The 14326-nt window shown below is 58.5% G+C and carries 14 protein-coding genes; 12 read left to right on the top strand and 2 right to left on the bottom strand.

What is annotated here, in order from left to right; all coding sequences use genetic code 11:
- The first annotated feature begins 9 nt into the window (after window positions 1-9).
- From J5276_RS13035 to trmB, 9 genes are all read left to right on the top strand, one after another.
- Entirely contained in the window at window positions 10-804 is a 795-nt protein-coding gene (locus J5276_RS13035; protein WP_003514789.1) for a 1-acyl-sn-glycerol-3-phosphate acyltransferase, read from the top strand.
- Window positions 805-868: 64 nt separating this feature from the next.
- Window positions 869-2272 (top strand): tRNA (N6-isopentenyl adenosine(37)-C2)-methylthiotransferase MiaB, encoded by a 1404-nt coding sequence (gene miaB / locus J5276_RS13030; protein ID WP_162632883.1) that lies wholly within the window; start codon window positions 869-871, stop codon window positions 2270-2272.
- A 40-nt stretch (window positions 2273-2312) separates the two neighbouring features.
- The gene (locus J5276_RS13025; RefSeq protein WP_003514799.1) at window positions 2313-3368 is read left to right on the top strand and encodes a PhoH family protein; all 1056 of its coding nucleotides are present in this window, start codon (window positions 2313-2315) and stop codon (window positions 3366-3368) included.
- Between the two features lie 9 nt (window positions 3369-3377).
- Window positions 3378-3884 carry an rRNA maturation RNase YbeY gene (gene ybeY / locus J5276_RS13020; protein ID WP_112154794.1) on the top strand — a complete coding sequence of 169 codons (507 nt, stop codon included), beginning with the start codon at window positions 3378-3380 and terminating at the stop codon, window positions 3882-3884.
- Window positions 3885-3899: 15 nt separating this feature from the next.
- Window positions 3900-5045: a hemolysin family protein gene (locus J5276_RS13015; protein ID WP_003514803.1), complete on the top strand. Its 1146-nt coding sequence runs from the start codon at window positions 3900-3902 to the stop codon at window positions 5043-5045.
- A 199-nt stretch (window positions 5046-5244) separates the two neighbouring features.
- Window positions 5245-6834 carry an apolipoprotein N-acyltransferase gene (gene lnt, locus J5276_RS13010; protein WP_112154793.1) on the top strand — a complete coding sequence of 530 codons (1590 nt, stop codon included), beginning with the start codon at window positions 5245-5247 and terminating at the stop codon, window positions 6832-6834.
- 134 nt (window positions 6835-6968) lie between these two features.
- Window positions 6969-7388 (top strand): helix-turn-helix domain-containing protein, encoded by a 420-nt coding sequence (locus J5276_RS13005; protein WP_003514807.1) that lies wholly within the window; start codon window positions 6969-6971, stop codon window positions 7386-7388.
- Window positions 7389-7576: 188 nt separating this feature from the next.
- Window positions 7577-8839, top strand: coding sequence for a methionine adenosyltransferase (gene metK, locus J5276_RS13000; protein ID WP_112154792.1), 1263 nt, complete (start codon window positions 7577-7579; stop codon window positions 8837-8839).
- Between the two features lie 173 nt (window positions 8840-9012).
- Window positions 9013-9711: a tRNA (guanosine(46)-N7)-methyltransferase TrmB gene (gene trmB, locus J5276_RS12995; RefSeq protein WP_003514809.1), complete on the top strand. Its 699-nt coding sequence runs from the start codon at window positions 9013-9015 to the stop codon at window positions 9709-9711.
- Window positions 9712-9723: 12 nt separating this feature from the next.
- On the opposite strand, the gene J5276_RS12990 is transcribed toward trmB, so the two are convergent.
- Both J5276_RS12990 and J5276_RS12985 read right to left on the bottom strand, forming a co-directional pair.
- The gene (locus tag J5276_RS12990) at window positions 9724-10623 is read right to left on the bottom strand and encodes a ribokinase (protein ID WP_013635377.1); all 900 of its coding nucleotides are present in this window, start codon (window positions 10621-10623) and stop codon (window positions 9724-9726) included.
- A 53-nt stretch (window positions 10624-10676) separates the two neighbouring features.
- Window positions 10677-11870 carry a DNA recombination protein RmuC gene (locus J5276_RS12985; protein WP_162632882.1) on the bottom strand — a complete coding sequence of 398 codons (1194 nt, stop codon included), beginning with the start codon at window positions 11868-11870 and terminating at the stop codon, window positions 10677-10679.
- A 148-nt stretch (window positions 11871-12018) separates the two neighbouring features.
- On the opposite strand from J5276_RS12985, the gene def reads away from it, so the two are divergent.
- Genes def through truA form a run of 3 tightly spaced genes read left to right on the top strand, consistent with a single transcriptional unit; the run spans window position 12019 to window position 14314 of the window.
- Window positions 12019-12531, top strand: coding sequence for a peptide deformylase (gene def, locus J5276_RS12980; protein ID WP_065703749.1), 513 nt, complete (start codon window positions 12019-12021; stop codon window positions 12529-12531).
- 47 nt (window positions 12532-12578) lie between these two features.
- On the top strand, window positions 12579-13514 hold the full coding sequence (gene fmt / locus J5276_RS12975) for a methionyl-tRNA formyltransferase (RefSeq protein WP_112154791.1): 936 nt from the start codon (window positions 12579-12581) through the stop codon (window positions 13512-13514).
- On the top strand, window positions 13514-14314 hold the full coding sequence (gene truA, locus J5276_RS12970) for a tRNA pseudouridine(38-40) synthase TruA (protein ID WP_065659830.1): 801 nt from the start codon (window positions 13514-13516) through the stop codon (window positions 14312-14314). The genes fmt and truA overlap by 1 nt, the downstream gene beginning before the upstream one ends.
- The last annotated feature ends 12 nt before the right edge of the window (window positions 14315-14326 follow it).

Genomic DNA, 14326 nt, shown 5'->3' with positions numbered 1-14326 from the left:
GGTTCAATCATGATGTGGCTCCGGACAGCCTATATTGCGGTCGTTCTCCTGATCGTCACGCTTATATTGCTGCCGCTGCAACTGTTGGGCCTTGCCTTCGACTGGCAGCTTCGTCGCCGCATTCCCCGCATCTGGCACCGCATCGCCTGCCATGTCCTCGGCATTCGCGTGCATGTCCATGGGGATGTGGAGCGGGCAAAACCGCTGATGCTGGCGGTCAACCACGCCTCGTGGAAGGACATTCTCGTTCTCGGCAGTATTGCCGACGTGGTGTTCATCGCCAAGACGGAAGTGCGTGACTGGCCCGTCTTTGGCTGGCTCGCCCGTCTGCAGAAAAGCATCTTCGTCCAGCGCGAGCAGAAGCGCAGCACCGGTGCGCAGGTCGGCGAGATCGCCGCCCGCATGGCCGATGGCGAGATCGTCGTGTTGTTCCCGGAAGGCACCACCTCTGACGGCAACCGCATGCTTGCCGTCAAATCCTCGCTGTTTGGCGCAGCCTCCACGGCTGCCGAGCAGGTTCCGGGCAAGCTCGTCTATGTGCAGCCGGTCGCAATCGCCTATACGCGGGTGCAGGGCATGGCCATGGGACGTTACCACCGGGTCATTGCGGCCTGGCCGGGCAGCATAACTCTGGTGCCGCATCTGCTCGGTATCATCAGGGCAGGTGCTATCGACGTCGACGTTACATTCGGCGACAGCGTTCCGTTTCACAGCACGGATAACCGCAAGCGTCTGGCGACCGATATCGCCGCTTCTATCCGTTCCATGTTGGCTTTCAGCCTGCGTGGTGGCTGGCGGAAATAGAGCATTCCAGCTTTTCCGGTATTTTTCTGTTTAATCCGGGCGTGAAAAACACTAGATAACCGCCATGACCCAGGAAACGCTTGGCCTCGATGCCCCCGAAATGATTGCCCGCGAGGGCTCTAACAGCAGGAAGGTCTTCATCAAGACCTATGGCTGTCAGATGAACGTCTACGATTCCGTCCGCATGAGCGATGCGCTGGCGAAGGACGGTTACGTTCAGACGGAGGATATGGGCGAGGCGGATCTGGTGCTTCTGAACACCTGTCACATCCGCGAGAAGGCCGCTGAAAAGGTCTATTCGGCGCTCGGCCGCCTGCGCGACATGAAAAAAACGCGCGAAGAACAGGGCCGCGAATTCGTGATCGGCGTTGCCGGATGTGTGGCACAGGCGGAAGGCGAGGAAATCCTTCGCCGTGCGCCAGCCGTCGACGTCGTCATCGGCCCACAGACCTATCATCGCCTGCCGGACGCCCTGAAGCGGGTGCGCGGCGGCGAGCGCGTCATCGAGACCGAATATGCCGTTGAGGACAAGTTCGAACATCTGCCGGTGGCCGAAAAGGCAACACTGCGTACGCGCGGCGTCACGGCATTTTTGACGGTGCAGGAAGGCTGCGACAAGTTCTGCACCTTCTGTGTTGTGCCCTATACGCGTGGTTCGGAAGTTTCGCGTCCCGTGCGCCAGATCGTCGATGAGGCGATGAAACTGGTGGATGCCGGTGTGCGCGAAATCACGCTGCTCGGCCAGAACGTCAATGCCTGGCAGGGCGAAGGCTCGAAGGGCGAAAAATGGGGACTTGCCGAGCTTCTTTACCGGCTGGCGGAAATTCCCGGTCTTGCACGCCTTCGCTATACCACCAGCCATCCGCGCGACATGGATGACCGCTTGATTGGCGCACATCGCGACCTGCGCATTCTGATGCCCTATCTGCATCTGCCTGTTCAGTCCGGGTCGGATCGCATTCTGAAGGCGATGAATCGTCGCCACACAGGTGAGGAATATATCCAGCTCATTGAAAAAATCCGGGCCGCCCGCCCTGATATCGCCATGTCCGGGGATTTTATTGTCGGCTTCCCCGGCGAGACGGATCGTGATTTCGAAGACACGATGGCGCTCATCGAACAGGTGAAATATGCGCAGGCCTTTTCATTCAAATATTCCACACGCCCAGGAACGCCGGGCGCTGATCTGACGGATCAGGTTGCGGAAGAGGTGAAGGCCGAGCGGCTGGAACGATTGCAGGCGCTGCTCTTGCGGCAGCAGAAGGAATTTGCGGAATCGCTGGTCGGAAAGACGATGGATGTGTTGCTGGAAAAGCCCGGCCGCATGCCTGAACAGTTGATAGGTCGCTCTCCCTGGCTGCAATCTGTGAATCTTGATGCAAAGACTTTGAAAATCGGTGACATTGTTAATGTACGAATCACCGCAACGGGTCCAAACAGCTTGTTTGCCGAGGTGGCAGAGAGTTAGAGTGAGGAGCCGACACTGATTGGGACAGGAGCCTGACCGCTTGAACGCACATGAATTGGTATCACCTTCATCGCGCCAGCCACGCCAAGCCGCGACCGACGCCAATCACTTCGTCCTCACGTTCGAGAATAACAGGATAGCGGGAGAGCTATTCGGTCAGTTCGATCAGAACCTCAAATTGCTGGAACAACGCCTCAACATCGATGCGCGCCCGCGCGGCAATTCCGTTGCCATCACCGGCGATGTCGTTGCCACCAATCAGGCTCGCCGGGCGCTGGATTTCCTTTACGAACGTCTGCTCAAGGGCGGAACCGCCGAGGTTTCCGACGTGGAAGGCGCGATCCGCATGGCAATGGCGGCAGATGACCAGCTGACCTTGCCGACGATGGAGCGCAAGGCGAAGATCTCCATGGCGCAGATTTCCACGCGCAAGAAGACCGTCGCTGCCCGAACGCCCACCCAGGATGTCTACATGCGGGCGCTGGAGCAATCCGAACTGGTGTTCGGCGTCGGCCCCGCCGGCACGGGCAAGACCTATCTTGCCGTGGCGCATGCAGCGCAACTTCTGGAGCGTGGTGCGGTCGACCGCATCATCCTCTCGCGTCCCGCAGTAGAAGCGGGCGAACGCCTTGGCTTCCTGCCGGGCGACATGAAGGAGAAGGTCGATCCTTATCTGCGCCCGCTTTACGACGCGCTTTACGACATGATGCCGGGTGACAAGGTGGAGCGCGCCATTCAGGCGGGCGTCATCGAAATTGCGCCACTGGCCTTCATGCGCGGACGCACGCTTGCCAACGCCGCCGTCATTCTGGACGAAGCCCAGAACACCACGACCATGCAGATGAAAATGTTCCTCACCCGTCTCGGTGAGAAAGGCCGCATGATCGTGACCGGCGACCCAAGCCAGGTGGACCTTCCGCGCGGCGTGAAGTCGGGCCTGGTCGAGGCCCTGCAAATCCTCACCGATGTGGAAGGTGTATCCGTCGTGCGCTTCAAGGATGTGGACGTCGTGCGCCATCCGATGGTGGCGCGCATCGTGCGGGCGTACGAATCCCACACGGCGGTGCCGGATGAAAGCCTCGTGAAGGGCAACTGACGCAAGACAATGACAGCTCTGGATATTCAAATCAGCGTCGAGGCCGAAGGCTGGTCCTCGGAAGAGGACCTTCTTGCCTTCGCCACCAAGGCGCTGGATGCAGCGGTTGATTTTTTGACGCGGGAAGAGAACCAACCCTTCCCGAAAATGCCGGTGGAACTGTCGCTGGTCTTTACCGACGATGAAAATATCCGGGAAATCAATGCCGAATGGCGCGACAAGGACAAGGCAACCAATGTCTTGTCTTTCCCCGCTTTTCCGCTGGAACCGGGCGGCATGCCCGGCCCGATGCTGGGCGATATCGTCATCGCGCGCGAGACGGTTGAACGCGAGGCTCTTGAACTTGAGAAGAGTTTCGAGGATCATCTGACCCATCTTCTCGTTCATGGGTTCCTGCACCTGTTCGGTTATGACCACATGGATGAGGAGGAGGCGGAAGAAATGGAGTCGCTTGAGACTCGCATTTTGGCGGTGCTTGGCCTATCTGATCCTTATGCGGGACAGGAACCGCTTTGAATATTGTCTGGAGCCATGAACGAACATTCTGCACGACCTGCCAATGAGGGCAGAGAAAACGGCGAGCAGTCCTCCTCGGAGGAGGGCAGTAGTCATTTACGGAACGACTCCAATGCAAAGCCGAGATCGACGATCTGGTCGCGCATTGGACGGTTGCTGAAACCGTCCCAGGGCGAGCGCCTGCGCGAGGATTTGACCGACGCGCTGATGGACGACACCGAAATCGGTGCCGCCTTTTCGCCCGAAGAGCGGGCGATGCTGAACAATATCCTGCGTTTCCGGGAGGTTCGGGTCGAAGATATCATGATCCCACGCGTGGATATCGACGGTCTCGACCAGAATATGACCATCGGCGAAGCTCTGATCCTCTTTGAGGAAACCGGGCGCTCCCGCATGCCGGTCTACGATGAGACGCTGGATAATCCGAAGGGCATGATCCACATTCGCGATCTGCTGGCCTATGTCGCCAAGCAGGCGCGCAACAAACGCCGGGTGGGATCGCGTGGCGTTGCCTATGGCGAGGCGAAGGCTCCGCGCTCGCCGCGACCGAATTTTGACCTGGCACGGGTGGATCTGGAACAGACGGTCGCCGATGCCGGGCTGGTGCGTAAAATTCTTTTTGCACCCCCCTCCATGCTGGCCTCCGATCTTTTGAAGACCATGCAGGCACAGAGAACACAGCTTGCCCTGGTGATCGACGAATATGGTGGCACGGACGGTCTCGTCAGCCATGAGGACATCGTCGAGATGGTCGTGGGTGACATTGATGACGAGCACGACAAGGACGAGACGATGTTTTCGCGTTTGTCCGCTGACGTGCTGGTGGCGGATGCCCGCGCAGAGCTTACAGAGCTTGCCGAGGCAATCGGACCGGAATTCGATGTCCGCGAACATCTTGAAGAAATCGATACGCTCGGCGGCCTGATATTCTTCGCACTCGGCCGCATTCCGGCCAAGGGTGAAGTGGTCAGGGCCGTACCTGGTTTCGAGTTCCAGATCCTCGATGCGGATACAAGGCGTATCAAGGGTGTCCGTATCGTCCGCGATCATGGCTCGGAAGGGCAGGATGACCGCGCGCCGGGCGATGCCGATGCCGATGAGGTTATTCCGCTGCCCGCGCCGGATGTTCGCCTCATCACCCACCAGCAAAACGCTGACTGAGGTGGGCGACGGGATGCTCCCCGTCGCCGCCGCTCCTTGAACGCGTCATCAAGAGTCCAAAAGGACGCACGGTGCTCCGGCGACCATCCCTTCTGTGGACTGCGAATCTTTTTTCCTTTACGTCGAGTCTAAAGGGAAATTCCTTTGCGCGGCCATGCCGGGGTTGGGCTTTTCCGGGTGGGCATTAAACGGAGATGGCATGGAGCGTCTTGCAGGCAAGGTAATGCTGGCCGGCGGCAAAAGCCGCGCAGTGATGGCGATTGCCGCAGGCGCGGTTGGAGCGCTGGCCTTGCCTCCGGTTGGCTTTTTCGCGGCGCTTTTTTTGTCTTTCACCCTGCTTGTCTGGTTGGTCGATGGCTGCACCGGCAAGCCGGGCGGCGGCATCTTCAGCCGCATCATGCCCGCTTTCGGCATCGGTTGGTGTTTCGGCCTTGGTTATTTCGTGGCGGGCCTGTGGTGGCTGGGCAATGCGCTCCTGCTGGAAGCTGACGAGTTCGCCTGGGCGCTACCGCTCGCCATCCTCGGCCTTCCGGCTGTTCTCGCCGTGTTTTACGGTTTTGCGGTCGCAGCCGCCAATATCGTCTGGTCGGACGGTCTCGGCCGTATCGCCGCACTTGCGGCCGCATTCGGCCTTTTGGAATGGCTCCGCAGCTTCATAGCAACTGGCTTTCCCTGGAACGCCATCGGTTATGGCATCATGCCTGTGCCGATCATGATGCAGTCGGCGCATCTGCTTGGTCTTTTTGGTGTCACCACGCTTGCCGTTTTCATCTTCGCCTCGCCTGCCTTGATCGGCACGAAAAAAGGCATGTGGCCGGGTCTCATTGTGGCGGGCCTGCTGCTGGCTGGCCATTTTGGTTATGGCTTTTACCGCCTTCAGACACCGTTGGAGACACCTGCGGACGCGCTGACCGTGAGGATCGTGCAGCCGTCGATCGACCAGTCCCGCAAGATGCTGAATGCAGACAGGGCCGAGATTTTCAGCGAGCATCTGCGCTTGACGGGCCTGCCGCCCGGCGAAGAAAAAAAACGCCCAGATATCATCGTTTGGCCGGAGACCTCCGTGCCTTTCATCCTGACGCAAAATCCGGACGCTCTGGCGGAAATCGCCAAGACGCTTGAAGACGGGCAGGTCCTGTTTACCGGTGCGGTCAGAATGGAAGATGCCGGTGCCGGCCGGCCTCCGCGTTACTACAATTCGGTCTATGCGATTGACAGTCAGGGCGAGATCATCGGCGCGACCGACAAGGTCCATCTGACACCCTTTGGAGAATATGTCCCTTTCGAGGATATTCTACGGGGATTCGGCATCAATAATGTCATCAGCCTGCCGGGCGGCTTTTCAGCCGCGTCTTCGCGCACGCCTTTGACGCTTCCTTCCGGTAAAACCCTCTATCCCCTGATCTGCTACGAGATCATTTTTCCCGAAGAGATGACCCCTGGTCTGGCGGGCGCCGCAGCGATCCTGAACGTCACGAATGATGGCTGGTTCGGCGATACACCCGGCCCTTATCAGCATTTTCTGCAGGCAAGAGTACGGGCCGTTGAAACGGGAGTGCCGGTGATTCGCGGCGCTAATACCGGAATTTCAGCCGTTATAGATCCCTATGGTCGTATTATTGCCGGGTTGGATTACGGCCGGGTCGGAATTGTTGACGCCACCTTGAGTGGTGGGTCAAATGACGCTGTTACTTACGACATACATCGGACGTATTTCTGGTTGATTTTTTCTATCATGCTGACCGTTTCGGTATTTTCTGCCTGGCGTTTTGCCCGGCGCCAGAATTGACCGGGAACCCCTACAATTGCATAGTGAATACGTCAGTCGTAAAACAAGTTTAGACGCTGTCGAAATACCAGCTCATTTCTTCGAATAAGCAATGAAACGAGATATCAACCCTTTCCGAGTGTCAGGACCGCATGATGACCGAAAATAAGAAAAAGCCTAACCCCATCGACATTCATGTCGGAAGCCGAATTCGTCTTCGCAGAACCATGCTGGGCATGAGCCAGGAAAAGCTGGGTGAAAGCCTCGGAATTACCTTTCAGCAAATTCAGAAGTATGAAAAGGGCACGAACCGCGTGGGCGCCAGCCGCCTGCAGAATATTTCCGCGATCCTGAATGTGCCGGTTTCCTTCTTCTTCGAGGACGCGCCGGGTGATCAGGCCGTCGGCACGACGGGCATGGCAGAAGCATCGAGTTCCAATTACGTGGTGGATTTCCTGTCGTCTGCCGAAGGCTTGCAACTGAACCGCGCTTTCGTGAAGATCGCCGACCCGAAGGTTCGCCGCCGCCTCGTTGATCTCGTCAAGTCGCTCGCCGCCGAAGGGGATGCCGAGTAGTACTCGCAGGCGACTGCTTTATTTTCCAGCGTACGGCGCTGGACACTCAACGGTCCGCAAGGGCCGTTTTTTTGTGCCCAATTAGAAAGGAATTCTCACATAAAGATATATTTATGTGGTTGTGTCCTTGTCTTTCATGGCCGAAATGACTAACAAACTCGAAGACCGTTCTTTGAGGGGAATCCCGCATGCGTGCCAATTACCTGTTCACCAGCGAGTCCGTGGCCGAAGGTCATCCGGACAAGGTTTGTGATCGTATTTCCGATGAAATCGTGGATCTCATCTATCGTGAGGCATCCAAGACGGGTGTCGACCCCTGGACCGTGCGCATCGCATGCGAAACGCTTGCGACGACGAACCGCGTCATTATCGCCGGTGAGGTTCGGGTTCCCGATACCCTGCTGAAAAAGGACAAGGACGGCAAGGTTCTCAAGGATGCTGCCGGCCACCCGGTCATCAATCCCTCGAAGTTCAAGTCGGCTGCCCGCAAGGCGATCCGCGACATCGGCTATGAGCAGGATGGTTTCCACTGGAAGACGGCGAAGATCGACGTTCTCCTGCATCCGCAGTCGGCGGATATCGCGCAGGGCGTGGACAACGCCTCCGACAAGCAGGGCGACGAGGGTGCCGGCGACCAGGGCATCATGTTCGGTTACGCCTGCAAGGAAACGCCGGACCTGATGCCGGCTCCGATCTATTATTCCCACCGTATTCTGCAGCTGCTCGCGACCGCCCGTAAAAGCGGCGAAGGCGAAGCTGCGAAACTCGGTCCCGACGCCAAGAGCCAGGTGACGGTTCGTTACGTCGACGGCAAGGCTTCGGAAGCCGTATCCATCGTTTTGTCCACGCAGCATCTCGATGCCAGCTGGGATTCGAAGAAGGTTCGCGAAGTTGTCGAACCCTATATCCGCGAAGCGCTGGGTGACCTGAAGATCGCCGATGATTGCCAGTGGTATATTAACCCGACGGGCAAATTCGTCATCGGTGGACCGGATGGCGATGCGGGTCTGACCGGCCGCAAAATCATCGTGGACACCTATGGCGGTGCTGCCCCCCATGGCGGCGGTGCATTCTCCGGCAAGGACACGACCAAGGTCGACCGTTCCGCGGCCTATGCTGCCCGCTATCTGGCCAAGAACGTGGTGGCTGCCGGTCTGGCCGAGCGCTGCACCATTCAGATTTCCTACGCGATCGGCATCGCCCAGCCTCTGTCGATTTATGTCGATCTGCACGGTACCGGCAAGATCAGCGAAGATCAGGTCGAAGGCGCCATCCGCAAGGTCATGGATCTGTCGCCGTCGGGCATTCGCCGTCATCTCGATCTCAACAAGCCGATCTATGCCAAAACATCTTCCTACGGCCATTTCGGTCGCAAGGCGGGCCGTGACGGTTCCTTCTCCTGGGAGAAGCTCGATCTGGTGAAGCCGCTCAAGGAAGCTTTGAGCGCTTGAAGCATTTCCAGTAAAATTGCGTAGCGATTTTACGTCCGGAAAATGCGGGGACTTGTTCTAAGCCTTGTCATTCGACGGGGATTGAGAGATACCGGTTGCACCATTTGTAACCCGCATAGTGCCATTCAAGTGGCCCTGTGCGGGTTTAGTCTATTTGTTCTTGAGAGTATGACATGACGGAAGAGCGGCGTTCGCGCGCAACGGAAGCGTTTTTTGGCAGACGCAAGGGCAAGCCCCTGCGCAATCAGCAGATCGATACGATCGAAAACCTGCTGCCTTTGCTGAAAATCGATCTGGAAAGCGCGCCTCCGAAAAATCTCGTCGCTCTCTTTCCGGCGGATGTGAAATCGGTGCGTCTGGAAATCGGTTTCGGCGGCGGCGAGCACCTTGCCCACCGCGCGGTTGAAAATCCTGAGACCGGCTTTATCGGCGTCGAGCCCTTCGTCAATTCCATGGCCAAGCTGCTGGCAAGCGTGCGTGAAGGCGAGTTGATGAATATCCGCCTTTACGATGATGACGCGACGCAATTGCTGGATTGGCTGCCGGATGGGTCGATCGATCACATCGATCTTCTCTATCCCGATCCTTGGCCGAAGAAGAAGCACTGGAAGCGCCGTTTCGTTTCCGACGTCAATCTTGCCCGTTTCCATCGCGTCCTGAAACCCGGTGGCAAGTTCTGCTTTGCTTCCGATATCGATACCTACGTCAACTGGACGCTACAGCATTGCGCCCGCCACGGCGGTTTCGAGTGGACGGCGGCAAGTGCCGAGGACTGGCACACCCCCTATGCCAACTGGCCGGGCACGCGTTATGAGAACAAGGCGAAAAGAGAAGGCCGCAGCTCGGCCTATCTCACTTTCATTCGCATTTAACAGCTCGAACCGTCAGATATTCGCGTCCACTTCGGCAGCAACCGGAATGGAAGGCTGTGCGCCGGCGCGGGTGCAGGCGAGCGAGCCTGCGACTGCGGCGCGCTTCAGCGCCTTTTCGAAATCCATACCCTGATCGAGGCTGGCGGCGAGATAACCGCAGAATGTATCGCCAGCGCCAACAGTATCGACCGGCTCGATCTTGAGACCGGACGCCTTGAAGACCTTGCCGTTGCGAATGGCGATCACGCCATCAGCACCAAGCGTCACGATCAATGTCTGGCCGGTCTGCTCATGCAGGGATTTGAGTTCATTTTCCCGTTCGGAGGCTGAAAGTCCATTTTTGCCGATCAGCAGTTCGAACTCGGTCTCATTGGCGATGACGATATCGGCAAGGCTGGCAAGGCGCGGCCCGTCCGCGGTCAGCGGCGCGGTATTGATGATAGTGGTGATGCGTTTAGCCTTCGCGGCCGTCAGTGCTGCTTCGATTGAGGGTGCGGGCACCTCGAACTGAAGCATCAGAATATCGCCCGCTGCCATCTCCGCCACGGCTCTTGCGGCGTCGGATGCGGAAACTTCGCCATTGGCGGCGGGAATGACCGAGATCATGTTCTCCCCGCCTTCACCGATCAGGATTACGGCGGTTCCCGTGGGGCCGGGCGCGGTCTTGACGAGCGATAGATCGGTGCCGGCATCGCGCAGCAATGTCAGCGCTGGCGCGGCAAAGGTGTCATCACCCGTAGCGCCCGCCATTTTGACCGTTGCACCTGCGCGCCGTGCGGCAAGCGCCTGATTGGCTCCCTTTCCGCCGGCCGCCGTGGAAAAGGTCTCTCCCGTCACGGTTTCACCGGGTTTGGGCAGGCGTTTGGCGGTGGCGACGAGATCCATGTTGATGGAGCCGAAAACAGTAATCATCAGGGCATGTCCGTATGAAATTCAAAGCAAGGCGGCGACTTTGCCCGAGGGGATCACTCGTCGTCAACCACCCGCAACTTGGCCGTTCCTGCCCTGTTCTCTGCAAAGCGTCGCGCCTGCTCGATTTCGCTGTGGGAGGTCTCCTTTTCCGTCGGCGAAAAATCGAGGCCCTCGATCTTCTGGCCACGCGCCAGCACCTTGTCGGAGGAAATCAGCATCATATCGACATCTTTCTGCGCCAGCCCGAAATGGGCTTGCAGCTTGCGCGTCCGGTCGTCCAGCCGCCGCACGTCATCCATGAGAAGCGCGACTTCACCCTGAATGAGGTGCGCCTGCTCGCGCATGCGCTGGTCCTTCAGCACCGACTGGATAACCTGCACCGACAGCATCAAAAGCGATGGCGAGACAATGACGACACGAGCGCGATGGGCACGCTGTACCAGATATTCGAAATGCTGGTGAATATCGGCGAAGATCGATTCCGACGGCACGAAGATGAAGGCCGTATCCTGCGTTTCGCCGCGTATCAGATATTTCTCCGCCACGTCGCGAATATGCACCTCCATATCGCGGCGGAACTGCTGGGTCGCAGCCCGTTTGCCCTCGGGCGTTTCATCCGCCTTCAGCGCATTCCACGCCTCCAGCGGAAACTTGGCGTCGATGACGAGGGACGGGGCGTTGTTCGGCATCCTGATGATGCAGTCCGGTCGGTAGCCATTCGAAAGCGTGGGCTGAAGCTGAAAGGCCCCGGTGGGAAGCGCATCGGCGATCAGCGCTTCCATCCGCGCCTGCCCGAAAGCGCCGCGCGTCTGCTTGTTGGAGAGGATCGCCTGAAGCCCGACCACGTCCTTTGCCAGATCCTGAATATTACCCTGCGCGGCATCGATAACCGCAAGCCGCTCCTGCAGGCGGCTTAGATTCTCGTGTGTCGACCGGGTCTGCTCTGTCAGCGTCTCGCCCAGCCGCTGCGACATGCCGTCGAGGCGCTGGTTGATCGTCTGGCCCATCTCGCTCTGGCGTGTGCCGAGCGTCTCGGCCATCGCCGCGATCCGGCCGTGCAGTTCCGACTGGGTTTTCAACAGATCGGAAATTTCACCATCGGCTTCCGCTTTTTTCCCACGACTTTTCGTGACCATCCAGAAAGCGGAAAGGCCGAAAACGAGAGCCGCAAGAAGCCCGCCGAAGCTGATGTCGACGGAGCCGGCCCGCAAGGCGGGATCGAGGAGAAAAGAGAAATCGATGCTCATGGCTAAATCTACCAGATTTCCAGTGATTCGTAAGATCAAAACAAGAACATTCATGCGGCGGAATTGAGTCGGGCAAAACCAGCCGAAGGTCTCTTTTCGACCGCGTATTTTTTATTTCCTCCGCGCAAGAGATACGTTATGGGAAGCCATGACTATCAAACCGCTTATCATTTTGCCCGATCCCGTGCTGCGCCAGCAATCAAGGCCCATCGAACAGGTGGATGCCGAAGTGTTGCGCCTTGCCGACGATATGCTTGAAACCATGTATGATGCGCCGGGTATCGGCCTTGCCGCCATTCAGGTGGGCGTGCCGCGCCGCATGCTGGTGATAGACGTTTCGCGCGAGGACGAGGAGAAAAAGCCGGTCGTCTTCATCAATCCGGAAATCCTCAGAGTGTCGGACGACGTCTCGGCCTATGAGGAAGGGTGTCTCTCCATTCCCGATTATTATGCCGAGGTAGAGCGTCCCGCATCCCTGACAGTGCGATATGTCGATCGTGACGGAAAGCAGCAGACGGTCGATGCGGACGGACTTCTGGCGACGTGTCTGCAGCATGAGATCGACCACCTGAACGGCATTCTGTTCATCGACCATATTTCGCGGCTGAAGCGAGAAATGGTCATCAAGAAATTCACCAAGGCAGCCCGCGCTAAGGTCTGATTCGTCTTAATTACGTAGACGGACCGGCATAGAGGGCAGGGGGCGATATGGCTCTTCGCATCATTTTCATGGGCACGCCGGATTTTTCCGTTCCCACGCTGCGTGCATTGGTGGACGCTGGTCACGAGGTCGTTGCCGTTTATACGCAGCCGCCGCGTCCAGGCGGTCGCCGTGGCCTCGATCTGCAGAAATCGCCGGTGCATCAGGCGGCCGAACTGCTGGGTCTGCCCGTGCTGACGCCGGTGAATTTCAAGGCCGAGGAAGACCGGCAGCAATTCAGGGAATTCAACGCCGATGTCGCTGTTGTCGTTGCCTATGGGCTGCTATTGCCCGAGGCGATCCTGAGCGGTACGCGTCTTGGCTGCTATAACGGCCACGCCTCGTTGCTGCCGCGCTGGCGCGGCGCTGCTCCCATTCAGCGGGCGATCATGGCTGGCGATGCCGAGACGGGCATGATGGTCATGAAAATGGAAAAGGGGCTGGATACCGGCCCGGTGGCGCTGACCGCCAAGGTCACGATCGGTGAGAATACCACGGCAGGTGAATTGCACGACAGCCTGATGCTGACAGGCGCGCGGCTGATGCGGCAGGCGATGGACAAGCTGGAAGCAGACGATCTTCCTCTCGTTGCACAGCCGGAAGAAGGCGTCGTTTATGCCTCGAAAATCGACAAGGGCGAGACCCGGATTAATTTTTCCCGGCCGGCACAGGACGTCCATAACCATATCCGCGGCCTTTCGCCTTTCCCCGGCGCCTGGCTGGAAATGGAAATCGGCGGTAAGGCCGAGCGCGTGAAGGTTCTGGCGTCAGAACTGGCGAGCGGTATGGGCGAAGCAGGCGCTGTGCTCGATGACGCCCTGACCATCGCCTGCGGCAGTGGCGCGGTGCGGCTTACCCGTTTGCAGAAGGCGGGTGGCAAGCCGCTGTCGGCTGCCGATTTCGTTCGTGGCACACCCGTTCCCGCCAGAACGAGGCTCGGCTGATGCCGCGTTTCCGCATGACCGTCGAATATGACGGTACGCCTTACTTCGGCTGGCAGAGACAGGATAACGGCCCTTCAGTTCAGGGCGCGCTTGAAGCTGCCGTCCGGTCGCTGACCGGCGAAACCGTTTCTATTCGCGGCGCTGGCCGCACCGATTCCGGCGTGCATGCCGTGGGACAGGTAGCCCATGTCGATCTTTCCCGCGATTGGGCGCCATATAAGCTTCGCAATGCTCTTAACGCCCATCTGGCCATGGCGAGAGAGGTCGTCTCGGTTGTCGACGTAACGGCGGTGACCGAGGATTTCGACGCGCGCTTCTCCGCGCTTCGCCGCCATTATCTGTACCGCATCATTTGCCGGAAAGCGAGGCTGGCACTCGAGCACAAGCGCGCATGGTGGGTATCGAAAGATCTGGACCACGAACGCATGCATGAAGCTGCACAGATGCTCGTCGGCCGGCACGATTTTACCACTTTCCGCTCGGTTCATTGTCAGGCGACCAGCCCGGTCAGAACGCTCGACCGGCTGGATGTGACGCGCAATGGCGATCTTATCGAGATACGCGCCACCGCGCAGAGCTTTCTCCACAACCAGATACGCTCTTTTGCCGGAACGCTGAAAATGGCCGGTGAAGGCAGCATGACACCGGAAGACGTGCGCGCGGCACTGGAAGCACGGGATCGCAAAGCCTGCGGCCCAGTCGCGCCGCCGGATGGTCTCTATTTCATGCAGGTCGATTATCCCGATGTCATTCCGCCGCGTGTCTATTCAAAGGTCGAGACGGTCGAAGACACGGACTGAAGTGTCTAGTTT

Source organism: Agrobacterium sp. S7/73 (genome assembly GCF_019355535.1).
Taxonomy (GTDB): Bacteria; Pseudomonadota; Alphaproteobacteria; order Rhizobiales; family Rhizobiaceae; genus Agrobacterium; species Agrobacterium tumefaciens.
Note: the sequence above shows the minus strand (reverse complement) of the source record. Positions and strands in the feature narration are given on the sequence as shown.

Bases quoted from the DNA above. Each gene is read 5' to 3' on its own strand.
- J5276_RS13035 (WP_003514789.1), top strand. From the start codon at position 10: ATGATGTGGCTCCGGACAGCCTATATTGCGGTCGTTCTCCTGATCGTC.
- miaB (WP_162632883.1), top strand. From the start codon at position 869: ATGACCCAGGAAACGCTTGGCCTCGATGCCCCCGAAATGATTGCCCGC.
- ybeY (WP_112154794.1), top strand. From the start codon at position 3,378: ATGACAGCTCTGGATATTCAAATCAGCGTCGAGGCCGAAGGCTGGTCC.
- J5276_RS13015 (WP_003514803.1), top strand. From the start codon at position 3,900: ATGAACGAACATTCTGCACGACCTGCCAATGAGGGCAGAGAAAACGGC.
- lnt (WP_112154793.1), top strand. From the start codon at position 5,245: ATGGAGCGTCTTGCAGGCAAGGTAATGCTGGCCGGCGGCAAAAGCCGC.
- J5276_RS13005 (WP_003514807.1), top strand. From the start codon at position 6,969: ATGACCGAAAATAAGAAAAAGCCTAACCCCATCGACATTCATGTCGGA.
- metK (WP_112154792.1), top strand. From the start codon at position 7,577: ATGCGTGCCAATTACCTGTTCACCAGCGAGTCCGTGGCCGAAGGTCAT.
- trmB (WP_003514809.1), top strand. From the start codon at position 9,013: ATGACGGAAGAGCGGCGTTCGCGCGCAACGGAAGCGTTTTTTGGCAGA.
- J5276_RS12990 (WP_013635377.1), bottom strand. From the start codon at position 10,623: ATGATTACTGTTTTCGGCTCCATCAACATGGATCTCGTCGCCACCGCC.
- J5276_RS12985 (WP_162632882.1), bottom strand. From the start codon at position 11,870: ATGAGCATCGATTTCTCTTTTCTCCTCGATCCCGCCTTGCGGGCCGGC.
- def (WP_065703749.1), top strand. From the start codon at position 12,019: ATGACTATCAAACCGCTTATCATTTTGCCCGATCCCGTGCTGCGCCAG.
- fmt (WP_112154791.1), top strand. From the start codon at position 12,579: ATGGCTCTTCGCATCATTTTCATGGGCACGCCGGATTTTTCCGTTCCC.
- truA (WP_065659830.1), top strand. From the start codon at position 13,514: ATGCCGCGTTTCCGCATGACCGTCGAATATGACGGTACGCCTTACTTC.